We start from the raw sequence: 24,363 nt of genomic DNA, 5'->3' as shown, positions 1-24,363 counted from the left end.
TTCATATACAGCAGCATAATCAGCAAGGCGGCCCAAAATTATCATGACCGAACTAAACTCCGAGTTAAAAGATTCAAATCTTAAGGATTTGGATATACAGAATCAGCCTCAAAAAGAGTCTTTTGAAGTTTGGGCGGCTAATCACCAAGCACGCATGGAAAACGTGTTAGACACACACATGCCATCTGCGGAAACATTGCCAACAACATTGCATGAAGCGATGCGTTACTCAGTTTTAGGTGGCGGAAAACGCGTGCGTGCACTCCTGGCTTACGCTGCGGGCGAATTCTGTGGTGCAAAATTAGCCACTATCGATTTACCAGCCGCATCTGTCGAATTAATTCACGCGTTTTCATTAGTGCATGACGATATGCCATGCATGGATGATGATGAATTACGCCGCGGCAAATTGTCCACGCACAAAAAATATGGCGATGCGATTGCATTGTTAGTTGGCGATGCATTACAAAGTTTGGCTTTTCAATTGATCTCACAAAATAAATTACTAGAAAATGCCACGCAAAAACTGCAAATGTTGCATCTATTGGCATTAGCCAGCGGCTCACGCGGTATGGCGGGCGGGCAAGCGATTGATTTGGAAAGTATCGGTATTCCGCTAACACGCGAAGAGTTAGAGCAAATGCACATTCATAAAACCGGCGCACTGATTCGCGCTGCAGCTTTATTAGGCGCTTACAGCAGCACTGAAGAAGATGAAGATAAATTAAAAGCGATTGACCATTTTGCCAAAGCGATTGGTTTAGCCTTTCAAGTGGTCGATGATATTTTAGATGCCGAAGCAGACACGCAAACTTTGGGCAAAACAGCGGGTAAAGATGCACAACATAATAAATCGACTTACGTGACGATTTTAGGCTTATCTGCCGCCAAACAATTGGCCAGTGAATTACACGCAAATGCCATGGCTGCATTGTCTTATTATGGTCGCGAGGCTGATTTATTAAGGCAACTAGCGACTTTTATTACTCATCGTAGTTTTTAACTACTGTTCGTTTTTACCAAATTAACTATGTCTAATCTCTTAGATTCTATTCAATCGCCAGAAGATTTACGCAAACTAAAACGCGATGAATTAGCTATTTTAGCAGCTGAATTACGCACGTTTTTAGTAGAAAGCGTTGCCAAAACAGGCGGCCATTTAGCTTCTAATTTGGGCGTGGTAGAACTGACGATTGCGCTGCATTATGTCTTTAACACACCAGATGATCGCTTAGTTTGGGATGTCGGTCATCAAACATATCCGCATAAAATACTCACTGGCCGCCGTGAAGCGATGGCGAGTTTGCGTAAGCCAAATGGCATTGCTGGCTTTCCACGCCGCAGCGAAAGCCCTTACGATACTTTTGGTACTGGCCACTCCAGCACTTCTATTTCTGCGGCTCTAGGCATGGCAATCGCGGCTAGGCAAGCGGGATTAGATCGCCGTAGCGTGGCGATTATTGGTGATGGCGCGATGACAGCGGGCATGGCGTTTGAAGCGCTGAACAACGCTGGCGATATAGATGCCAATTTGTTGGTTATTCTTAACGATAACGACATGAGCATTTCCAACAATGTGGGCGCCTTAAACAACTATTTAGCGCGATTATTATCGGGTCGGTTTTACGATAATGTGCGCAAAGGCGGCAAAAAAGTATTAGGTGTGATGCCGCCGCCAGTAAAAGAATTCGCCAAACGTGCCGAAGAACACGCTAAAGGCATGGTAACGCCAGGCACGCTATTTGAAGAATTTGGTTTTAATTACATTGGCCCGATTGATGGCCATGATTTGCCAGTGTTGCTTGATACACTTGCCAACATTCGCGAACTTAAAGGCATGCAGTTTTTGCATGTTGTGACGCAAAAAGGCAAAGGTTTTGAGCCTGCGGAAGACAACCCAAACAAATATCATGGCGTGAGTAAGTTTGACCCTTGCAATGGCATTTCTGCTAGTACATCGCAATCAAAAACCTATACGCAAGTTTTTGCGGATTGGTTAGTGGATATGGCAGACACAGATAGCAAATTAGTCGCCATTACGCCAGCGATGTGTGATGGTAGCGGGCTAAATGCTTTCGCGGAAAAATATCCAAAACGATATTTTGATGTAGGTATTGCAGAACAGCATGCGCTGACTTTTGCCGCAGGCTTGGCTTGTGATGGACTAAAACCTGTGGTGGCGATTTACAGCACATTTTTGCAACGCGCTTATGATCAGCTGATTCACGACATTGCCATCCAAGATCTAAACGTATTGCTTGCGATTGATCGCGCTGGCTTGGTTGGGGCAGATGGCCCAACACATGCAGGTACGTTTGATTTAAGCTTTTTACGCTGTATTCCCAATATTGTCATTATGGCGCCAAGTAATGAAAATGAATGTCGCCAAATGCTCACCACAGGCTATCAATATAATGGCGTAGCCGCTGTGCGCTACCCGCGCGGCGCAGGGCCTAGCACAACTATAGATAACGCATTGAGTACTTTACCGATTGGTAAAGCTGAGATTGTGCGTGAATCTACTATTAAACAATCTAATGCCAAATCGGCTGTTAAACCTCATCAAAAAGTCGCCATTTTAAGCTTCGGCAGTATGTTAACTGCTAGCTTACAGGCCGCAGATATATTGGATGCAACTGTTGCCAATATGCGCTTTGTAAAACCACTGGATACTGCGTTAATTCAACAATTAGCCAACACACATGATTTGATTGTGACAATAGAAGAAAATGCATTGATGGGTGGCGCAGGCGCAGCAGTATTAGAAGCGATGCAAACCATGCATTTGTATAATCCAACACTGTCTTTGGGCTTGCCAGATACGTTTATTGAACATGGCGTACATGAAGCCATGCTGGCACAATGTGGCTTGGATGCAACTGGCATTGTTAGTGCAATCCAACTGAAACTAAATCACATCAATTTAAATCATAGTAATTAAGCCTTAGATGCATTAAGGCTATTGATTTAATTGTTTTCATCTCAATATCAGCCATATACTAAATGAATTAAAATAGTTTACTCATTTGCGTAAGCGAGTAAACTTAATGTTAAATTTACGCTCAATATGAGGCATTAAGTTAACCTAATTTTTACGTTAACTTTTTGACATTAACACTCAGTTGAATCTAACATTTGCGCCAATATGGAGTGACCACATTACAATGAATTTACCTTTACCAGACGTTGCTGGCACCATCATCGAAGACACGCAAAACATGCCTGATGCGCGCCACTTAGATATCAACAAAGTGGGCATTAAATCCATTCGTCACCCAGTTGTTGTGAAAGATAAAACTGGCGGCGAGCAAAGTACTGTTGCTGTTTTTGATATGTATGTGCATCTGCCGCATAACTTCAAAGGCACGCACATGTCGCGCTTTGTGGAGATTTTAAACACCAACGAACGCGCGATTTCAGTGGAATCGTTTGAAAGTATTCTGCGCGAAATGGTGAAACGGCTTGAAGCGAATTCTGGCTATGTGGAAATGCGCTTTCCATATTTTGTAAACAAAGCTGCGCCAGTTTCTGGTGTAAAAAGTTTGCTGGATTACGATGTGACATTTATTGGCGAAATCAAAGATGGTCAGTTTGATATCACGGTCAAAGTATTAGTGCCAGTCACCAGCCTTTGCCCTTGCAGCAAAAAAATATCCGATTACGGCGCGCATAATCAACGTAGCCATGTGACGGTAACTGCGCTGGTGAACGATTTTATTTGGATAGAAGATATTATCAGCATGGTCGAAAAACAAGCCTCATGCGAGTTATACGGCTTACTTAAACGTCCAGATGAAAAGTATGTGACTGAGCGCGCTTATGATAATCCGAAATTTGTTGAGGATATGGTGCGCGATGTTGCCACACAATTAAACAACGAAAAACGTATTGATAAATATACTGTGGAGTCCGAAAATTTTGAGAGTATCCATAATCACAGTGCGTATGCGTTGATTGAAAATGACAAACGCAATAAATAGACTTTAAAACTTCAATTAAGTAGCAGTAAATAAAAAAACGGGCAATTAAGCCCGTTTTCTTATTTGAATGGTTTATCTTAATATTTTTTAGTTAAAGTCATAATCGAATTATCACGTTTCATTTCCACGCGATTCAACGCGGACATTCCCAATAAAACATAAGGTGGCGAACCGCCTTCATGTATGACTGCATCGACATTATTTAACACAATTGTGCCAATTTTTAAGGTATTCAATTTAACCAAATATGCGCCTACCTCGCCATTGGCAGTAGAAAGCATGACTTTCTCACCTTTTTCGTAATCGATTTTAGCGAATTTCGCATCGCCACTATTCATGGCAACAGAAGTTGCACCCGTATCGACCACATACTTAAGCGATGCGCCGTTAATATTCAAATTGCCATAAAAATGCCCGTTACTATCGGCATACAAACTCACTGGCGAATTGACTTCTGATCCGCCACTTGCGGCAACAGATGCCGCTTGACCCATTTTAAGCACTTGGCGTTTGCCTTCAATCATAAAAGTAGCTGATTCGCTGTCTGCAGAAATCAACTTAACTCCACTTTTAGTTTGGCCTGCGCTTAAGCTTTGTGGCGTTCCGCCGTTTATCGTCACAACAGCTTTATTGCTGAACAGACCAACTACGTTGACTTGTGTATTGGCGAATACACTTGTACAGAAGGCGCTTATAAAAAAGATAGCTGGAGTTAAAACTAGTAACGCTTTCATTCTCAATATAGGCGATATCAATACAGTTAAGTTAACCATTATATTTCCTTAGTTTTCTATCCAAACATGCCCGCACGTGCATGCGTTTGCGCTAGTTTCAATCCCAATGCTATCACGATAAAGCCCGCCAGCGGAAACATCGCCGCTAATAAGAACGTATTCTCACCGCCCAGAAATTGCAGTGCATAACCGCCAGCAAGTCCGCCAATCGTGCCGCCCACACCATAGGCGACGCTGTTATAAAGTGCTTGGCCTTTTGCTTGATGTCGCCCATTAAAAAACTGGGTAATCACCTCGACCGATGCCGCATGAAAGCTACCGAAAGTGGCCGCATGCAAGCTTTGTGCAATCAATAGTAATGCCAAGTTATCTACAGCAACGCCTATCAGGCTGAATCGGATTACTGCCAACACAAGGCTGGTGAGCAGAATGTTTTTTAAGCTAAAACGCTGCATTAATTTCGGCATCAGCATAAAAATCATAATCTCAAACACCACGCCCACTGCCCACAGCAACCCAATCATGCCTTTGCTATAACCATGTTCTGCCAAGTAAATAGAATAAAAATTGTACAGAACACCGTGCGCAGTCACCATCATGGAGCAACCGACCAATAAAGCGATCACAGGCGGTTGTTTGATAATCTGCCAGATAGAAAAGTTATCGTGCGCATGCGGTTTGATAATCGCTTCGGGCAATCTAAATGTGAGCAAAAATAAAGTGATTTGCACGCTTAACAAAAACCACAACAAACTTTTAATGCCGTAAGTGTCAATTAAAAATCCCAATATCACCGCCGCGACAATAAAACCCAGCGAACCCCACATGCGAATGCGACTGTAATGTCCATTTGTGGTCGCCAAATGCGCTAAAGTTAACGACTCAGAAAGCGGCAAAGTGGAGCTGGTAAACAAACTCAGCGATGCCATCACGAAAAATAACCAGAAAAAACTATGCGCCCAAAATACTGCTACGAAACCGCATAAGCCTAAAAATGCAGTGAGCTTTATCCAGGTCACGCGTTTGCCGGTGTGGTCTGCCAGCCACCCCCAAAAATTAGGAGCAAAGATACGACTGATTTGAAACAGTGACATTAGGATGCCAATATCAGCCGCTGAGAATTGTTCTGACTGCAAATACAAGCCCCAATAAGGCACAAATGCGCCCACGAAGAAATAGTAAATGAAGTAGAAACGGGAAAGATTAACGTGTAATGCGCGGCTCAAATCTCAGTCCAGTCGTTAATCTAATGATTATTTAAGTGAGGAGTGAAACTCAACAATGAATGAATACGAACTTAAATTTCAGATTCATTCATTGCTGAACTTATTAAATTTCGGGTTCACTAAATTTTGGGCACAGATGAAACCACATCCGCATTTTGTGCGCGATGACGCAGCGCATGATCCATCAAAACAAGCGCCAGCATTGCTTCGGCAATCGGTGTCGCGCGTACGCCCACGCATGGATCATGGCGACCTGTGGTTTGCATAGTGACTGCATTGCCATTTTTATCAATAGAACGACGCTCTTGTGGAATGCTGGAAGTCGGTTTTAGCGCAATGCTGACGCGAATCTCTTGGCCTGTCGAAATACCGCCTAAAACTCCACCGGCATGATTGGTCACAAAACCTTGCGGCGTCATTTCATCGCTGTGCACGCTGCCGCGCTGGCTGATTGATTCAAAACCCGCGCCAATTTCGATGCCTTTTACCGCGTTAATACTCATCATCGCGTGTGCGATATCCGCATCTAATCGGTCAAATACCGGCTCGCCCCATCCGACTGGCACACCTTCTGCGACTACTGTAATGCGCGCGCCGACTGAATCGCGTTCTGCGCGAATTTTGTCTAAATAGGCTTCTAAAGTAGGCAAAATATTCTGGTTAGGCGAAAAGAATGGATTGTCATTCACGCCATCCCAACTTTCAAATGGAATATCGATTTCGCCCATTTGACTCATATAGCCGCGCACCGTTACACCAAAACGTTCGGATAACCATTTTTTTGCAATCGCGCCAGCCGCCACGCGCACAGCAGTTTCACGTGCGCTGCTACGTCCACCACCACGATAATCGCGTACGCCGTATTTTTGGCTGTAGGTATAATCGGCATGCCCTGGACGGAAAGTATCCATGATTTTGCTGTAATCTTGACTGCGCTGATCGGTATTGCGAATCAATAAACCAATTGGCGCGCCAGTAGTTTTACCTTCAAATACACCAGATAATATTTCTACTGCATCGGCTTCTTGGCGTTGCGTCACGTGACGCGAAGTACCCGGCTTGCGACGGTCCAAATCTAATTGTAAATCTTCTGCGCACAAACTTAAGCCGGGCGGACAGCCATCGACCACGCCGCCAATCGCCGCGCCATGCGATTCGCCAAAGCTAGTTAAGGTAAAAAGAGTGCCAAATGTGTTGCCAGACATAATGAATTCATCTAAATTGAATGTAACGATTATTTTAACATGTTTAACTATGTCTACTAACAGCGCCAATAAACAGCCACATTCGTTCTATTCACCCTTATTGATTCGCCTTCTATTAGCATTTAATTTTTAAACACAAGTTAACACCGTTTTAAGACTAATTTAGCTGCAAACCTTTAATCCATTGCGTGTACAACTGATTTGCCACTTTATTTAGAAAGAAACAATGTAAAGGCACATTCTGCAGCATGACGTCAGCTTGCTGCACGGCTGGGCTAGATTGCGCTTCAGCCAACTCATCCACGCCTTCATCACACCATTTTTGCACCATTTCAGCTGTCATCTCAATATGGCACTGCAGTGCCAAATGCTGGCCAATCGCATACGCCTGATTTGTGCAATATGGGCTGGAAAGTAAGTGTGTAGCGCCTTGTGGCAAACTAAACGTTTCGCCATGCCAATGAAAACTATTAAAGCTTTCAATCTCGCCAAACCATTGTTTTGCCTCATCACTCGCAATAACCGTCACTTCGCCCCAACCAATTTCTTTTACAGGATTTTTGCTAACTATTGCGCCTAAAGCCTTGCTGATTAGCTGCCCACCTAAACAATGCCCGAGCAATGGCATCGCACTTTTATCCGCCTCGCGGATTAAATCGAGAAGCGGAGGAATCCAAGGTAAATCATCGTTTACGCTCATCGGGCCGCCCATCAATACCACGCCACTGTAAGCCAATATGGATGCTGGCAATGAATCACCCTCATTCACTTTAACTAATTGCCATTCAATGGCTTGCGTGTCTAAAAATTCGGCCAGATAACCAGGCCCTTCGTGCGCAATAAATTGAAAAATAATGATTGGTTTCATAAAATTTCTTTCAAGTACTTAATACTTAACTTTCATGCACTTAATATTTAAATCAGAATGCGTTAATCACTGCTACTTAACACTTTAAATTGGCCAATTTCTATATCTTCAATTGTATATTTTCCTATTGCATAACGAATTAATCGCAACGTTGGAAAACCCATTTTTGCTGTCATACGGCGCACTTGGCGATTTTTGCCTTCAGATATTTTAATTTCTAGCCAACTTGTTGGAATCGCTTTGCGCTCACGGATGGGAGGATTCCGTGACCATAAATTATCTGGCTCTTCAATCAGGCGTATGTCAGCTGGTTTTGTCACAAAATCACCCAAATCGATACCTAATCTGAGTGTTTGCAGGTCAGATTCTTGTGGCAAACCTTCCACTTGTGCCCAATAAGTTTTGATTTCTTTGTGTTTTGGATGACTTAATTGGTGTTGTAATGCGCCATCATCGGTTAAAATAAGTAAACCTTCAGAATCGGTATCTAATCGCCCAGCAGCGTACACTTTGGGAATATCGATGAAGTCTTTTAACGTGGGATGACCCGCTTTTCCATCAGGTAATTCATGTGGACTAAATTGGCATACCACGTTAAATGGCTTATTAAATAATATAAGCATGCGTAGAGTTATCTTAAATTAGGAAATTTCATGGCTTCAAAAATAGTTGACTCAAAAATAATCGTTCCTGCGGGCGATAAAATCACGGTAAATGCCGATAACTCACTTAACGTGCCCAACAATCCTATTATCCCATTTATTGAGGGTGATGGTATAGGTGTAGACATCACGCCGCCAATGCAAAAAGTAGTAGATGCCGCAGTAAATAAGGCTTACAAAGGCACACGAAAAATTGCTTGGATGGAAGTTTATGCAGGCGAAAAAGCCGTTAAAACTTACAGTAAAGATAAAGAAGGCAAAGATAATTGGTTGCCAGCAGAAACCTTGCAAACTGTGCGTGACTATGTGATTTCAATTAAAGGTCCGCTAACGACACCTGTGGGCGGCGGTATTCGCTCACTCAATGTGACTTTGCGCCAAGAACTGGATTTATACGTTTGCTTGCGCCCAGTGCAATATTTCACTGGCGTACCTAGCCCGGTTAAACATCCTGAAAAAACCGATATGGTGATTTTCCGCGAAAATACTGAAGATATTTATGCGGGTATTGAGTGGGCTGCAGGTTCTGATGAGGTTGCAAAAGTCATTCAATTTTTAAGTGATATGGGTATGCGTAAAAAAATTCGCTTCCCAGAAAACTCCGCTATAGGTATTAAACCTGTTTCAATTGACGGCAGCAAACGATTGATTCGTAAAGCGATTCAATACGCTATTGATAATAATCGCAAATCAGTAACCATTACCCACAAAGGTAACATCATGAAATTTACTGAAGGCGGTTTCAGAGATTGGGGTTACGAATTAGCTAAACAAGAATTCGGCGCAGTAGAAATTGATGGCGGCCCATGGTTAAAATTACCTAATGGCATCGTGATTAAAGACTGTATCGCCGACGCTTTCTTGCAAGAGATTTTATTGCACCCAAGCGAATACGATGTAGTTACTGCAACGAATTTAAATGGCGATTACATGAGTGACGCATTGGCGGCGCAAGTCGGCGGTATTGGCATTGCGCCAGGTGCAAATTTAAGTGATACCGTTGCGATGTTTGAAGCAACACATGGCACAGCGCCTAAAATCGCAGGTAAAAATCTAGCGAATCCTAGCTCACTCATATTGTCAGCAGAAATGATGCTGCGCCATATGGGTTGGACAGAAGCGGCTGATTTGATATTGGAAGGCGTAGGAAAAGCCATTCAAGCTAAACGCGTGACTGGTGATTTTTCAAGCCAAATGGAAGATGCAACACAAGTGGGCAGCGCTGAATTTGGCGATGAAATCATTGCGCATATGTAAGCGAATATTGATGCAAAAAATAGGTTAACACTAATTCTACATCAATAAAATCAGCTCAAAATTGATTATTTAATGATGTCAGAATAAAAAAATGGCTCGCGATTTGCGAGCCATTTCAATTTAAACTTTAGCGCTAAATATTCTTAATATCTAAAACAGTCTTAGTTTAAAACTAAGCCTTTTGAATATTTGAAGCTTGTTTACCTTTTGGTCCATCTGTTACATCGAAGCTCACGCGTTCGCTTTCTTTAAGACTTTTATAGCCAGAATCAACAATTGCCGAGAAGTGCGCGAATAAATCGTCACCACCATCATCTGGCGTAATAAAGCCGAAGCCTTTAGAATCGTTAAACCATTTTACGGTACCTAGTGCCATTTCTACATCCTTACATAATACAAGGGGGGCGCCCCAAAAAGCTTGTACTGAGATTAAATACCAAAGTAACGTGTATTCGTAATAAATACAGTTACAGCAGGCATGCAAACTGAATACAAACACCTTCGCGCTTTATATGTTACAAATTGTAAAAAGTCAAGCATAATGCATACGTGCCATGTTGAATAATGGCTTTATATGTTGCAAATTGATTGAATTTCTCTAAAAATTAAGTATATCTACGATGCATTAACTTTACAAAAAAAAAGTAAAAGTGCATTATTGTGGACATTAAAATATTGTTTAACTACAATAGTTTAAATAGTACAAATTAAAAACTAGATTAAATATTCAATTCAAAATTTAACGCAAGTGAGTAACAATTAATGGCAGCATCTGCAACAACAATCAAGTTAAGTGGTTTGGCGCGTATGTTAGTGCAAGAAAAGTTGCTTTCTGAAACAGAGGCCACTTTAGCGCAAACACATGCGAATACCCAACGTGTGCCATTTATTACTCAAATTATTGCCAGCAAAAAAATATCCGCCGAAAAAATTGCCGAAGTTTCATCGCGTGCATTTGGATTTCCTTATTTCAATATTGATGCTTTTAACCCCGATTATTTACCGGTTAAATCGATTGATATAAAACTGATGCAGACCAATCGTGTGATTGCACTGCAAAATCGCAACAATGTGTTGTTTGTCGGCATCTCTGATCCAACCAATCTGCACTCTTTAGACAGTGTGCAATTCCAAATGGGCATGACGTTATCACCCGTGGTGGTTGAAGATGACAAATTAGGCCGTTGGATAGAAAAAATCGTCGAATCAAAAGATACCAGCATGAAGTCGCTGGATATGGATGGCGATTTTGATTTGGACATGGGCGGTGAAGATTTAGAGCAAGAAGCTGAAAACACGCAAGAAGTAGACGATGCGCCAGTTGTTAAATTCTTAAATAAAATGCTGATTGATGCGATTAATATGGGCGCATCGGATTTACATTTTGAACCGTACGAAAAATTTTACCGCGTACGCTATCGTGTCGACGGCATTTTAAAAGATATTACGCAGCCGCCTTTAGCCATTAAAGATAAGCTGGCTTCCCGCATTAAAGTCATTTCCAGCATGGATATTTCTGAAAAACGTATTCCGCAAGATGGTCGCATGAAATTGGTACTATCTAAAACGCGTACCATTGATTTTCGCGTCAGTACTTTGCCATTGATTCATGGTGAAAAAATCGTGATGCGTATTTTAGATCCGTCCAGCGCCACGCTTGGCATTGAGGCATTGGGTTATGAACCGATTCAAAAAGAGCAGCTTTTAAGCGCGGTCAGTCGGCCTTATGGCTTGGTTTTGGTGACAGGTCCTACTGGTTCAGGTAAAACGGTTTCACTATATACCTGCTTAAATATCTTAAATAACCCCAGTGTTAATATCGCCACTGCTGAAGACCCATGTGAGATTCCACTTGCTGGCATTAACCAAGTCAACGTGAATGATAAGCAAGGCTTAACTTTTGCCGCCGCGCTTAAATCCTTCTTGCGGCAAGATCCTGACATCATCATGATTGGTGAGATTCGCGATTTGGAAACGGCAGATATGGCCATTAAAGCGGCATCAACTGGCCACATGGTGCTTTCCACTTTACACACGAACGATGCGCCATCTACACTAACACGGCTATTAAATATGGGCGTTGCGCCGTTTAATATTGCCTCTGCAGTATCGCTGATTACCGCACAGCGTTTGGCGCGTCGCTTATGCAAAAACTGTAAAGTACCGATTGAAGTACCAAAAGAAGCATTGCTAGATGTTGGCTTTATTGAAGAAGACTTCAAGGAAAAATGGCAACTTTACGCCCCAAAAGAAGGTGGCTGTGAAATGTGTAATGATGGCTACAAAGGCCGTGTGGGCATCTATCAAGTGATGCCGGTGACGGATGCGATTAGTCGTATCATCATGAAGCATGGCACTGCGCATGACATTGCAGATCAAGCCAGATTAGAAGGTGTCAATGATTTGCGCCGCTCTGGCATATTAAAAGTGATGCAAGGATTAACTTCAGTAGCTGAAGTTGAAGCTTGTACCAATGAATAAATATATAAAAGAATTAATTAATTCAATAAAACGATCAATAAAATCATTTTTTAAAATCCACATTTAAAAAAAATTGCAGAATCTAATAAGGATGCCATATGGCCGTAACTGCGAGTAAGCAAAACACCTACCTTTGGGAAGGCAAAGATAAAAAAGGTAAGATAATAAAAGGCGAAATACGTGCCGCAGGCGAATCATTTGTGAATGCGACTTTGCGCCGTCAAGGCATTACAGTGACGAAAGTGAAAAAGCAAAGCGCTTTTGCCAGCAAAGGTAAAATCACTGACAAAGACATCACACTGTTTACCCGTCAACTAGCCACCATGATGAAAGCTGGGGTTCCATTACTGCAATCATTTGATATCGTGGGAAAAGGTCATAGCAATCCGGCCGTATCAAAATTATTGGGTGATATCAAAGCCGACGTTGAGACTGGTAGTAGCTTAAGTGCATCTTTCCGTAAATATCCACTTTATTTTGATAATTTATTCTGTAATTTGATTGGTGCTGGCGAGCAGGCAGGTATTTTAGATACGCTGCTTGATCGTTTGGCAACTTATAAAGAAAAAATTCAGGCGATTAAAGGTAAGATTAAATCTGCGTTAACTTACCCTATCTCAATTTTAGTGGTTGCATTTATTATTACCTCCATCATTATGATTTTCGTCATCCCAGCTTTTAAAGAGTTATTCAGTGGTTTTGGTGCCGATTTACCTGGACCGACTTTGGTTGTGATGGCAATCTCCGATATTTTCGTTGAATGGTGGTGGGCGATTTTTGGTTCGATAGGCTTTGCCATATGGTTCTTTTTCTACACCTGGAAACGCTCAGAAAAAATGCAGGCGACGATGGATAGATTACTATTAAAAGCGCCAATTTTTGGTGAACTTATCCGCAAAGCGACTATTGCCCGTTTCGCACGCACGCTTTCGACGATGTTTTCTGCGGGCGTTCCCTTGGTCGAAGCTTTGGACTCAGTGGCTGGTGCGGCGGGAAATCGTGTTTATTATGACGCCACTAAAAGAATTCAAAGTGAAATTAGTACCGGTACTAGCTTAACGGTTGCGATGCAAAACGCACAGGTATTTCCCAATATGGTGCTACAAATGACCGCTATTGGTGAAGAATCTGGCGCGCTAGATGCGATGTTGAGTAAAGTAGCTGACTTTTACGAAGGCGAAGTGGATGATGCTGTTGCTTCGATTTCCAGCTTAATGGAACCAGTCATTATGGTGGTTCTTGGTACGTTGATTGGCGGTTTAGTAATTGCGATGTATATGCCAATATTCAAAATGGGCGAAGTGGTTGGTTAAACGTTAACTACTTAATCCACAAAATAAAAAAAGCCACTTTTACGTGGCTTTTTTATTCATGACTGTTAAATTTATTACCGCTCAGTTCAAGCTAGTAATTTCAAGCCATTATTTCTTTGCTATAGAAGCTGCATCTAGATACTTTTCAATTTCCTTGTAAGGTTGCGCGCCCAAAACACGTTTACCATCTGCAAAGAATAATGTTGGCGTACTTACTACGCCCACTTTTCGCGCTAACTCGCCCACACGCTCAAGCGGCACTTCGCAAGCGCCTGTTGTAGTGGGTAACTTATTATTTAAAATCCAGTCATTCCAAGCTTTAACGCGATTTGGCGAGCACCAAATAGTTTTGGATTTAGCCGCTGCATCTGGGTGTAATTGTTCTATCGGATACAAGAATGTGTAAATCGTCACATCGGTAATATTGGTTAACTCTTTACGTTCTAACTGCTTGCAATAAGGGCAGTCTACATCAGAAAATACCACCAATTTACGACTACCATTACCTTTAACCACTTTAATTGCTTGCTCTAATGGCAAACTATTGAAATCCACTTTTGTTAATTCTTCTAAACGCTCGCCCGTCACATCTTTTTTGGTTTTAGGGTCGACCAAACGACCTTCTGCGATTAAGAAAGTCAGTTTTTCATCGGTGTAAATAATTTGCCCACCCATAAAAATTTCATACAAACCAGCATAAGGCGTTTTAATGATGCTTTCTACTTTAAATTTTGGATAAGCCGCTTCAATCGCCTTTTTAAGGCTAGCTTCATCTGCTAACACGAATTGACTAAAAGCCAAGCTTGATAGCGCAAGTGCTGATAAAGCAAGCAACTGCTTAATTTTTGGTTGTTTAAATTGCATTAACTTTAACTTCATAGAATCTTTCAAAAAATGACTAAATTTTTACTGTTAACTAAATCATCAGCACTAACTCACGGCATGATGTATTAACCGTTTTTTTATGCTGGATTGCTGATTAATCTGTTTTAAACCAAACTTGGTTAACTTGTTTAACAAAGCTTGTTCACTGGCAAATAAATAATCTAAGCCTGTGGTTAAATAATTCATTGCTAGAATATCTGCTTTTCTAGCACGTTCATACTGGCGCAAAAAACCTGTATCGCCAATATCTTGCATGGCGTGTAGTTTAGTCGACAATTCGGTCAGTTTCATTACATCTCTAAAACCTAAATTCACACCTTGCCCCGCCATCGGATGTATTTGATGCGCAGCATCACCCACAAAAACCGTACGCTCTGCTATTAATTGTGCAGCAGTTTGCTGATGCAACTCAACACTTTTAATTTGACCAACTAACGTTAATTGGCCAAATAAATTTTTTGACTGCGCTTGAACACTATTACTTAATTCACCAGCAGGCAATGATAGCAATTGTTCTGCTTGTTGGGTTGGTAATGACCAAACCATCGACACATGCTGATTAGGTAACGGCAATAAAGCCAACGTATCATGCTTTTCAAACCATTGCCTTGCTACTTGATTATGTGGCTTTTCAGCTAAAAAGTTAGCAACGATGGCAGTTTGCTGATAATTTTTCTGCTCGATGCCAATATTCAATTGTTGTCTTACCCAAGAGTGCGTTCCATCTGCCGCTACAATTAATTTAGCAACAAGTTTGGTCAAACTTTTGTCCAATTTATTTTCTAGATATAAAACAGCATCTGTCGACGTATATTCTATGTTGATGCATTCCGCGTCTGTGATAACAGTCACACCAAGCGCATCGATTTTTTGCCACAAAGCAGACGTTAAGTTTTGATTTTCAATAATCAAACCTAATTTGACCAAATTAGCCTCTTCGGCTTTCAATAGTAATTCGCTATCTGCGCCCCAAACCTGCATCGCATCAATATTACTCACACGCGTTTTATCTACATTGTCCCAAACGCCCAGTCCTGTTAACCAATTTTCGGTAGCAGGCGTTAGCGCATAAACTCGCTCATCCCAAGTGTTAAGTTCTGCTTTAGCTTGCGTAGCTGGCTTGTAACTAGACACCAGCACAACATTTTTATCTTGCTTAGTTAACGCAATTGCCGCTGTCAGACCTACCAATCCAGCGCCGATTATGATGACATCCGCATGAACTGTCTCTAAGTTGATTTTCTCAGAGATATTTTGATCAACCGACTTTTTCTTAACCATATTTAGCACTCAATATTGCTATCATTTGCCATAACTCATTTTGCCAACCAGCACATTTTTAACTGGCTGCAACAACTCTAATGCGCCCAAACCCGCGCCGCGTAAGCCTGACAAACCGATCACATCATTAGAGAATAGATTAACCAGCAAATCGGTAAACATAACGCCACCACGCGTGTCACGGTTGCGCAATTTGCTATAATTTTGCAACATTTCTGCATTTCCCCACTGCGCTTGCGGTGTATTAACAATGCTATCTGCCAAAGTTTGTGCATCGCGCAAACCAACATTAAACCCTTGCCCAGCCACAGGATGCATCGTTTGTGCCGCGTTACCAATAATCACTAAATGTGCGTTTGCTGTTGATTTCAATCGACTTAACTTAAGTGGAAAACTCATGCGCTTTTCAATGCTCAAAAACTGTCCAACTCGATCACCAAATGCTTCGTGCAATTGCGCTAAAAAAGTCTCATCATCTAAAGCCAACAACGCATCAATTTTTGCTTTTTCGCCAGTCCAAACCAGAGAAAAATCGCGCTCGCCATTTGGTAATAAAGCCATCGGGCCAGTTGGCGTAAAACGTTCATAAGCAATATTGTCATGTGCCAACTCCGCTTTTACTTTGCTCACTAGCGCATCATGGCCGTATTCTTTGGTTCCTTTTTCGACCCCAGCAATTTCACCAAAATTGCGACCGCCATCCGCCACGACCACTAATGGGCTAGCCAAATGATTGATTTTGCCTGTTTGCGTAAAACTCACTTTAGTTTCATGCGCTGTCGTTTCAATATCACCCGCGATAGCTTCATACAAAATTTCGCTTGTTTGATGAGGTTTTGCTAGTTCGCTACTTAACGCATTATTCAATGCAATATCCAACGCTTTTGTCAGTGCGCCGTACGGCAACACATAGCCTAAAGCGGGCATATTGTGGTCAGCAGCATTTAATTTAGTACGCCCAAAACCGCCGCGCTGTGAAATATGAATCGTATTAATAGCTGTCGCTTGTTGCGCAACTGCACCCCAAACATTGAGTTTTTCGAGGATTAATCGGCTGCCATAAGACAAAGCAAGCGCACGCGTGTCGCTATGTGATGCACCTTTTGCACGCGCTTCTAACATGGTAAAAGCCACGCCTTTTTGTTGCAAAGAAAGTGCTAAAACTGCACCGACTGGCCCACCGCCGACGATTAAAATAGAATCTGTTTTCATGATTATTTTGGCATTAATTTCACATTAACGCTGCATTAGCAACTCAATATCCGCCACAGTTTTAATGGCTTTATGTGTTAACACTTCATTGCCAGTTGGAGTAATCAGCACATCATCTTCGATACGAATGCCAATATTCCAAAAGTGTTCTGGCACATTTTCCGCCGGGCGCACATAGCAGCCAGGCTCAACGGTTAGCGTATTCCCTGCTTCTAATATCGCCCAATCACCGTTTTTATCTTTATATTCGCCCGCATCATGCACATCTAAACCTAGCCAATGGCCAGTACGGTGCATATAAAATTGGCGATAACTGCCATTTTCCAGCACCTCTTCAACGCTGCCTTTACACAATTTAAAATCAATAAAACCCTGCACCAAAACGTTTAAAGCCGCTTCATGTGGCGCGTTCCAATGATTGCCGGGTTTAGCAACGGCAATCGCTGCCAATTGCGCATTTAAAACTAGTTCATATAAATCGCGCTGTGGCGCACTAAATTTCCCATTCACAGGAAACGTACGCGTGATATCGCTGGCATAACCATCCAACTCACAACCCGCATCAATTAACAATAAATCGCCATTTTTCAAAGCCGCATTATTGGCGTTGTAATGCAATGTGCAGGCATTGGCACCACCCGCAACAATACTGGTGTAAGCAGGCGATTGCGCGCCGTAACGATAGAATTCATGCAGAAATTCTGCCTCAACTGCATATTCCATTAAAGAAGATTTTGCTGAATTATCTGCTACAAAACTCATAGCGCGATTATGTGCAGACGCCGCAATATCCGCACTGCGACGCATTAAGTCAATTTCAAACGGCGTTTTGATTAGGCGTTGCACATCTATTAATTGGCGTACATCTGAAATGGATTGTGGCGCGCTGATTCCCATGCGCGCTTTGTTTTTGACGATATTCAACCAGTTAGTGACGCGTGCATCCCAATGATTATCTGTGCCTAAGCTGTAAAATAATTGTGACTGATTACTGATTAAGTCTGGCATTAACGCATCGAGTTGTTGAATCGTGTGCGCTTCATCAAAACCAAATTGCGTTTGCGCAGCTTCTGGGCCGTATCTAAAACCATCCCAGATTTCGCGCTCAATATCTTTATCGCGACAAAATAGAATGGATATTGGTGGCTCAGCTTTAGCAGCATTGCCAGCAATCAAAATCAATACCGATTGTGGTTCGGTAAAACCGGTTAAGTAATAGAAGTAACTATCAAATCGATATGGATAATGGCTATCGCGATTGCGAGTCGCCTCAGCTGCGGTGGGGATAATCGCAATGCCATCGCCCATTTGCTTCAAGAGAAGTGCACGGCGTTGCTGAAATTCTTTTAAATTAACCATATTTATTTTAAATATTTTTTATATTAAATGTTTATTGCGTTAATAACGCTTCATTAAGAGCATTTAATCGCTCAGGCGTTCCAATATCGTGCCAAACGCCTTGATAATATTCAGCACTCGCTTTATTTTCTGCAATTGCTTGGCGCAACAACGGCGCTAATTTAGCGGCTTGATTGCGCTGTATACCCGCAAATAAACTGGGCTGATAAACGCCGACACCTGAAAAAGTGACCATCGGCAAACCTATGTTAACTAATAAACCATTTTCAATCGCAAAATCACCATTTGGATGTTGCGGTGGGTTATCAATTAACACCAAATGTGCCAGCATATTTTGCGCTAGGCTTAGCTTTGAAAAATCAATCTCGGTAAAAATATCGCCATTAACCACTAAAAATGGCGCATTTTTAGTGCCGTTTTCGGTTAATAAAGGTAGCGCATTAGCTATGCCACCAGCTGTTTCCAGCGCAACCGCCTCTGGGCTATATTGAATATGCAAATTCCACTGGCTGCCATCGCCGAGTGCTGCTTCAATTTGGCTACCCAAATGCGCATGATTAATCACAATTTCTTTAAAGCCAGCTTTGGCTAAGTTTTCTAAATGCCAAACAATCAAAGCTTTTCCACCCACTTGTAATAAGGGTTTAGGCGTGTGATCAGTGAGTGGGCGCATCCGTTCACCACGACCTGCAGCTAAAATCATCGCTTTCATCAAGCTATCTTTCTTTAAGTAAGGTGCTGTCTTCTTTAAAACGTAAAACCTTCTTGCGGCTTTACATTTTCTAATTGATTCAACAAACGTAGCATCGGGCGTAACTCCACGTAGCGTTCACAGACTTTACGCAAATATCGCATCACCAGCGGCATATCTTTTAAATAACCATCTTTGCCATCACGATGACTTAACCGCGCAAATATGCCCAAAACTTTAATGTGTCGTTGCACGCCCATCCACTCGAAATCGCGGTAGAACTCGCTAAAATCCTCTGACACTGGCAAACCTGCTTTTTTCGCCGGTTGCCAATAACGCACAGCCCAATCGATGATTTGTTCTTCATCCCATTCGATATAAGCATCTTTTAATAGTGAAACTAAATCATAAGTGACTGCGCCATACACCGCATCCTGAAAATCCAGCACGCCAGGATTATTCGCGTCAGTCACCATTAAGTTACGCGAATGATAATCGCGATGCACAATGACTTTGCCCTGCGCCAATATATTTTGATTCAGCACATTAAATGTGTTATTTAAAACCGCTTGTTGCTCGGCATTGAGCGTTACGCCCAAATGTTTAGATATATACCAATCAGGAAACAGCTGCATTTCACGTGTTAACAACGCTTCATCGTAAGCAGGCAATACATCGGTTTGGCTGGCCAGTTGCATTTTAACCAGCGCATTAGTCGCATCACTATAGAGCTTTTGCGCATGACTTATATTTTCGCGCTGTGCGTTTAGTTGTGATAAATAAGTCGTATCGCCCAAATCACTTAACAGTAAAAATCCGTTAATTAAATCTTGCTCTAAAATTTTCGGCGCATTCAACCCAGCATCCAGCAGCAATTGCGCTATTTTCACAAATGGTGCGCAATCTTCTTGTGGCGGTGGCGCATCCATGGCGATTAATGTTTGATGACCTAAATGCGGATTCACCAAATGCACTCTGAAATAACGCCTAAAACTAGCATCGGCTGATGCGGTTGTTAACGTAAAAGTTTGTTTAAGCGTCGCATTAAGCCAAGCGGTTAATTGTAATTGTCTATCCAAAGCAAAGCCTTTTTTCATCAATCTGTGAATGGTTTTTAATGGTTGCCAACAGTGGGTATATATGCAAAATAATGACACTGTACAAATAACGTTTTGATGTATTAAATACGCTATTTAAAAACAAGTATTTGTAAAAATGTGCTTTTACATACACTACATGAAACCAGTTATATACGATTTTATCATTCATCTGTAAAATAATAGGCTCAAGTTTAATTTAAACCATATTTGTCCATTAACAGGCCTATTTTCTTAGAAACCACCTTTGCATTACTCACCTTCAACTATTCACCACGCAAAGCATTTATCTGCGCTATTGGTCACATTGTTAATGTCGGGCTTCAGCGTTGTGGCGTCTGCAGAAAATTTAGATAGCGACAATCTAAGCAAAGAAAATCCAGCCCAAGAGAATATAAGTACTGAAAATTCAAGCACTGAAAGTATAAGTGCTCCGAATATAACCACTGAAAACTTAAGCAAAGAATTATCATTAGTGCCAGAAACGGCATCGTCGGAGGCTTTGCCCGGTGCAATTGAAATCGAAGGTGATAAATTAGACCTGTATTTAGATCGCACGATGCGCGCCAGCGGTAACGCAGTGATTAGCAAGGGCACACAGAAAATCTATGGTGATAGCATTGAATATAACGTTCAAAATGATGAGTTAAAAGCAGATGGAAATGTACGAATTGAACTGGGTGATGGTTTAATAAAAGGCCCAGCACTTAGAATGCAGTTGAATGAAAGCATCGGTGAAATGAAAGATGCATCCATTACACTCAATAAAGATTTAAGCAGCATCAATTCGCAGCCCTCGTCCCACAATAATCCCAGCGTTTATACCCAATCCAAATTACTTAACTCTCAAAGCAGTATCACTGACGACCCAAGATATTATCGTGATAACTATCGTGAAACACCTAAGCCGATCGGTGAAGCATCGATTGACCCCAAATTCACTTCTTCGCGCGGTGATGCTAAAGCGGTGCTTTTTGAAGGCCAAGATAAAAAACGCCTATTAAGTGCGCGTTATACCACTTGTGAAGCTGGCGTAGATGACTGGTACATTAAGTCCAAAGAAATTGAGTTGGATGATTACACGCAATCAGGTAAAGCTAAAAATGCTTACGTAGAATTTAAAGGTGTGCCGATACTTTATTCGCCTTATTTGAGCTTCTCATTTAATAACGAACGTAAATCTGGCCTTTTAGCCCCCACTGTTGGCACCACCAGCCGCAGTGGTTTTGAAACATTGATCCCTTATTACATCAATATTGCGCCTGATATGGATGCAACCATCGCCACGCGTTATTTAAGTAAGCGCGGCATGCAATTGCAAGGCGAGTTCCGATACATGAATGAAAAATATTCGGGCATAGATAGCCTTGAATATTTAGATAACGATAGCTTGAGTGGAAATCGTCGTTACTATGCTAATTTTGCCCACACACAACAGTTCACTGATCGATGGTCAGCTGGATACAATATTGAAAAAGTATCTGACAACGAATATTTTTCAGAGATGTCCACACGTATCGTTAGTACCAGCCGGGTTAACTTGCCACAACAAGGTCGTGTAGATTATATAGGTGACGTTTGGCGCTTCAACGGTTTAGTACAAAAATATCAAACATTAGATCAAATTAACTACCCGTATCAACGTTTGCCACAGTTAACACTGACTGCAGACAAGGAGTGGAAATATTTCGACACCAACTTTTACAGTGAATATACTTATTTTGATCGCAACAATAACGCGCCGGTCGCTGCTACGGGCAGTCGCTTAACGCTTTATCCAAGCATCAGCATGCCATTTACACAGTCCTATGGATTTATCACACCTAAAGTTGGCATTCATTCCACCAGTTATCGCTTGAATGACAATGATTTCAACATCAATGGCAATACGGTCAGTAATAATTCTGCAACCCGTACCTTGCCTATTGTCAGTTTAGACAGCGGCTTGTATTTTGAACGCGACACGAAAGTGGTTAAAAACAATTACACGCAAACGTTAGAACCACGCATGTTTTATGTGTACATTCCAAATAAGGATCAAGATTTACTACCAGTATTCGATTCCGCGCTTGCAGATTTAAACATCACCAGTTTATTTACTGAAAATCAATTTACCGGCAACGATAGGGTTAATAATGCCAACCAATTGAGTTTAGCCGTCACCACGCGCATGATTGATAAAGACACGGGTATCGAACGCTTCGCCGCCACTATTGGGCAACGTTATTATTTTGATAAGCAAAGAGTCGTGTTGCCCAACACGATTCAACCGACCAATAACTCCTCTGACATTATTGCCGCAATGACGGCAAGATTATCCAATAAATGGAATTTAGATGCGTTCTGGCAATACAACACGGACGATGCAGGCATCGTCCGCTCTAACCTACTTGCTAGATACAATCCAGAACCGGGAAAACTATTGAATGTTGGCTATCGCTATACGCAACAATTTTTAGAGCAAATCAACGTTTCTGGACAATGGCCAATCGCCAGCGGCTGGTATGGCGTTGGTCGATTTAATTACTCCATACGCGAAAAAGCCTTGATTGAAAGCTTGGCTGGCATTGAATATGATGCTGGCTGTTGGCAGGCGCGTACGGTTATTCAACGTGTAGAAACTGCAACTGCTGACGCCAACTATGGTCTATTCTTTCAGCTTGAACTAGGCGGCTTAGCTTCGATTGGTTCAAATCCACTTAACTTACTGCGCCGCGATATTCCCGGCTATTTAAGCTCAAGTGAACTCCCTAATACTTACAGGCAACAAAATTACAACCGATGAAATTAATCAACAAAATGACTACTGTTTTTAACTTATTGTTTTTAATGCTATTTTTATTGCCGTCTGTCACGTTGGCTGCCACAAATAGTGTTGCGCCGGTTAAGATGGATCGCATCATCGCCATTGTGGATCAAGGCGTGATCACCGAACAAGAGTTGGACAATCGCATTAAATCCGTTTCAGCCCAATTAGAAAAACAAGGCACACCCTTGCCGCCGCAAGAAGTGTTAGAAAAACAAATTTTAGAGCGTTTGATTGTCGATAGCTTGCAATTGCAACTGGCAGCACAAACGGGGCTAAAAGTGGACGACACCATGTTAGATAAAACCATTGAACGTATCGCCACGCAAAATAAAATGGATGTGCCAGAATTTAAAGATGCACTAGAAAAAGATGGTATTACCATGCGGCAATTTCGTGAAGATATTCGTAACGAGATTACCATTTCTCGCTTACGCGAACGCGATGTAGATAATAAGTTAACCGTTTCTGATGGCGAAATTGATAATTATTTAACCACTCAGGCGAATCGCGGCGACGATCAAGATGAGTTTGAAATATCGCATATTTTGGTGCGCACACCAGAAGACAGTACGCCGGAGGATTTAAATAAAGCCCGTGCTAAAACAGATGAGATTTTAAAAGAACTGGCTGATGGAAAAGATTTTGCACAAGTTTCTGCCAGTTTTTCAGATACGCCAAATGCGCTAGAAGGCGGCCAAATGGGCTGGAAAAGCGGAACGCAACTGCCTGCGTTATTTTTAGAAGTGCTAAAACCGATGCAAGTGGGTGAAGTTTCAAAACCTATTCGTAGCGGCAATGGGTTTCACATTTTAAAACTGACTAATCGTCGTGGCGGCGCTTCGTCTTTGGTGATCGATCAAACGCATGCGCGACATATCTTAATCAAATTAACCGAAGTGGTTTCTGAAAAAGACGGCAAGCAAAAGATGGATACGATTAAAGAACGTTTAGATAATGGCGTTAAATTTGAAGAGATGGCACGCCAATATTCTGAAGATGGCAGCGCGAATAATGGTGGTGATTTAGGTTGGGTAAACCCTGGTGACACCGTGCCACAATTTGAAAAAACCATGAATGAGCTTGGCATTGGCGAAATCAGTGAACCAATACGTTCACCGTTTGGCTGGCATATTATTCAAGTGCTAGAGCGTCGCAAACAAGATATGAGTAAAGAAGCTGCTAGATTAAAAGCACGCCAAGAAATCCGTGCGCGTAAATCAGAGGAAGCGTACCAAGATTGGGTAAGAGAATTGCGTGACCGTGCATTTGTTGAGTTGCATTTAGAAGATAAATTCTAACAAGC

At 41.9% G+C, this 24,363-nt stretch carries 20 protein-coding genes; 8 read left to right on the top strand and 12 right to left on the bottom strand.

Annotation, left to right across the window (positions count from 1 at the left end; translation table 11 throughout):
* Window positions 1-43 precede the first annotated feature (43 nt).
* The 3 genes from METVE_RS0107560 to folE2 all read left to right on the top strand — a co-directional run bounded on the left by METVE_RS0107560 (window position 44) and on the right by folE2 (window position 3,980).
* Complete coding sequence (locus METVE_RS0107560; protein WP_020167860.1) at window positions 44-1,003, top strand: polyprenyl synthetase family protein; 960 nt, start codon at window positions 44-46, stop codon at window positions 1,001-1,003.
* Window positions 1,004-1,030: 27 nt separating this feature from the next.
* Window positions 1,031-2,941: a 1-deoxy-D-xylulose-5-phosphate synthase gene (gene dxs / locus METVE_RS0107555; RefSeq protein WP_020167859.1), complete on the top strand. Its 1,911-nt coding sequence runs from the start codon at window positions 1,031-1,033 to the stop codon at window positions 2,939-2,941.
* A gap of 223 nt (window positions 2,942-3,164) precedes the next feature.
* Window positions 3,165-3,980 carry a GTP cyclohydrolase FolE2 gene (gene folE2, locus METVE_RS0107550; protein WP_020167858.1) on the top strand — a complete coding sequence of 272 codons (816 nt, stop codon included), beginning with the start codon at window positions 3,165-3,167 and terminating at the stop codon, window positions 3,978-3,980.
* Between the two features lie 77 nt (window positions 3,981-4,057).
* Here folE2 and METVE_RS0107545 read toward each other — a convergent pair whose 3' ends face one another.
* The 5 genes from METVE_RS0107545 to METVE_RS0107525 all read right to left on the bottom strand — a co-directional run bounded on the left by METVE_RS0107545 (window position 4,058) and on the right by METVE_RS0107525 (window position 8,636).
* A complete protein-coding gene (locus METVE_RS0107545) occupies window positions 4,058-4,714 on the bottom strand; it encodes a retropepsin-like aspartic protease family protein (protein WP_020167857.1) in 657 nt (218 codons plus the stop codon).
* 56 nt (window positions 4,715-4,770) lie between these two features.
* Window positions 4,771-5,940, bottom strand: coding sequence for an MFS transporter (locus METVE_RS0107540; protein WP_020167856.1), 1,170 nt, complete (start codon window positions 5,938-5,940; stop codon window positions 4,771-4,773).
* Window positions 5,941-6,059: 119 nt separating this feature from the next.
* Entirely contained in the window at window positions 6,060-7,145 is a 1,086-nt protein-coding gene (gene aroC, locus METVE_RS0107535; RefSeq protein WP_020167855.1) for a chorismate synthase, read from the bottom strand.
* Between the two features lie 157 nt (window positions 7,146-7,302).
* Window positions 7,303-8,013, bottom strand: coding sequence for a type 1 glutamine amidotransferase (locus METVE_RS0107530; protein ID WP_020167854.1), 711 nt, complete (start codon window positions 8,011-8,013; stop codon window positions 7,303-7,305).
* 62 nt (window positions 8,014-8,075) lie between these two features.
* Entirely contained in the window at window positions 8,076-8,636 is a 561-nt protein-coding gene (locus METVE_RS0107525) for a pseudouridine synthase (RefSeq protein WP_020167853.1), read from the bottom strand.
* Window positions 8,637-8,666: 30 nt separating this feature from the next.
* Here METVE_RS0107525 and icd point away from each other — a divergent pair, with 30 nt between their 5' ends.
* Entirely contained in the window at window positions 8,667-9,932 is a 1,266-nt protein-coding gene (gene icd, locus METVE_RS0107520; RefSeq protein ID WP_020167852.1) for an NADP-dependent isocitrate dehydrogenase, read from the top strand.
* A 172-nt stretch (window positions 9,933-10,104) separates the two neighbouring features.
* On the opposite strand, the gene METVE_RS0107515 is transcribed toward icd, so the two are convergent.
* Window positions 10,105-10,308: a cold-shock protein gene (locus tag METVE_RS0107515; RefSeq protein ID WP_020167851.1), complete on the bottom strand. Its 204-nt coding sequence runs from the start codon at window positions 10,306-10,308 to the stop codon at window positions 10,105-10,107.
* 386 nt (window positions 10,309-10,694) lie between these two features.
* Here METVE_RS0107515 and pilB point away from each other — a divergent pair, with 386 nt between their 5' ends.
* Window positions 10,695-12,413 (top strand): type IV-A pilus assembly ATPase PilB, encoded by a 1,719-nt coding sequence (gene pilB / locus METVE_RS0107510; RefSeq protein WP_020167850.1) that lies wholly within the window; start codon window positions 10,695-10,697, stop codon window positions 12,411-12,413.
* A gap of 98 nt (window positions 12,414-12,511) precedes the next feature.
* Window positions 12,512-13,726: a type II secretion system F family protein gene (locus METVE_RS0107505; protein WP_020167849.1), complete on the top strand. Its 1,215-nt coding sequence runs from the start codon at window positions 12,512-12,514 to the stop codon at window positions 13,724-13,726.
* A 108-nt stretch (window positions 13,727-13,834) separates the two neighbouring features.
* Here the strand turns inward: METVE_RS0107505 and METVE_RS0107500 are convergent, their stop codons facing one another.
* The 6 genes from METVE_RS0107500 to METVE_RS0107475 form a co-directional block, all read right to left on the bottom strand.
* Window positions 13,835-14,590 carry a DsbC family protein gene (locus METVE_RS0107500; protein ID WP_232415432.1) on the bottom strand — a complete coding sequence of 252 codons (756 nt, stop codon included), beginning with the start codon at window positions 14,588-14,590 and terminating at the stop codon, window positions 13,835-13,837.
* Between the two features lie 66 nt (window positions 14,591-14,656).
* Window positions 14,657-15,892, bottom strand: coding sequence for an FAD-dependent monooxygenase (locus METVE_RS0107495; RefSeq protein ID WP_020167847.1), 1,236 nt, complete (start codon window positions 15,890-15,892; stop codon window positions 14,657-14,659).
* 21 nt (window positions 15,893-15,913) lie between these two features.
* Entirely contained in the window at window positions 15,914-17,104 is a 1,191-nt protein-coding gene (locus METVE_RS0107490; protein WP_020167846.1) for an FAD-dependent monooxygenase, read from the bottom strand.
* A gap of 24 nt (window positions 17,105-17,128) precedes the next feature.
* Window positions 17,129-18,463, bottom strand: a complete 1,335-nt coding sequence (locus tag METVE_RS0107485; RefSeq protein ID WP_020167845.1) for an aminopeptidase P N-terminal domain-containing protein — start codon at window positions 18,461-18,463, stop codon at window positions 17,129-17,131.
* Window positions 18,464-18,494: 31 nt separating this feature from the next.
* Window positions 18,495-19,175: an N-acetylmuramate alpha-1-phosphate uridylyltransferase MurU gene (murU, locus tag METVE_RS0107480; RefSeq protein ID WP_020167844.1), complete on the bottom strand. Its 681-nt coding sequence runs from the start codon at window positions 19,173-19,175 to the stop codon at window positions 18,495-18,497.
* A gap of 35 nt (window positions 19,176-19,210) precedes the next feature.
* The gene (locus METVE_RS0107475) at window positions 19,211-20,251 is read right to left on the bottom strand and encodes an aminoglycoside phosphotransferase family protein (RefSeq protein WP_020167843.1); all 1,041 of its coding nucleotides are present in this window, start codon (window positions 20,249-20,251) and stop codon (window positions 19,211-19,213) included.
* Between the two features lie 247 nt (window positions 20,252-20,498).
* Between METVE_RS0107475 and METVE_RS0107465 the strand changes: the two genes are divergently transcribed.
* Together METVE_RS0107465 and METVE_RS0107460 are read left to right on the top strand one after the other, a co-directional pair.
* A complete protein-coding gene (locus METVE_RS0107465) occupies window positions 20,499-23,036 on the top strand; it encodes an LPS-assembly protein LptD (protein ID WP_020167841.1) in 2,538 nt (845 codons plus the stop codon).
* Window positions 23,037-23,050: 14 nt separating this feature from the next.
* The gene (locus METVE_RS0107460; RefSeq protein ID WP_020184218.1) at window positions 23,051-24,358 is read left to right on the top strand and encodes a peptidylprolyl isomerase; all 1,308 of its coding nucleotides are present in this window, start codon (window positions 23,051-23,053) and stop codon (window positions 24,356-24,358) included.
* The last annotated feature ends 5 nt before the right edge of the window (window positions 24,359-24,363 follow it).

The sequence above is a fragment of the Methylotenera versatilis 79 genome (genome assembly GCF_000384375.1).
Classification (GTDB): domain Bacteria; phylum Pseudomonadota; class Gammaproteobacteria; order Burkholderiales; family Methylophilaceae; genus Methylotenera_A; species Methylotenera_A versatilis_B.
The sequence above is the reverse complement of the archived record's forward strand: the minus strand, read 5'-3'. Positions and strand labels throughout refer to the sequence as shown.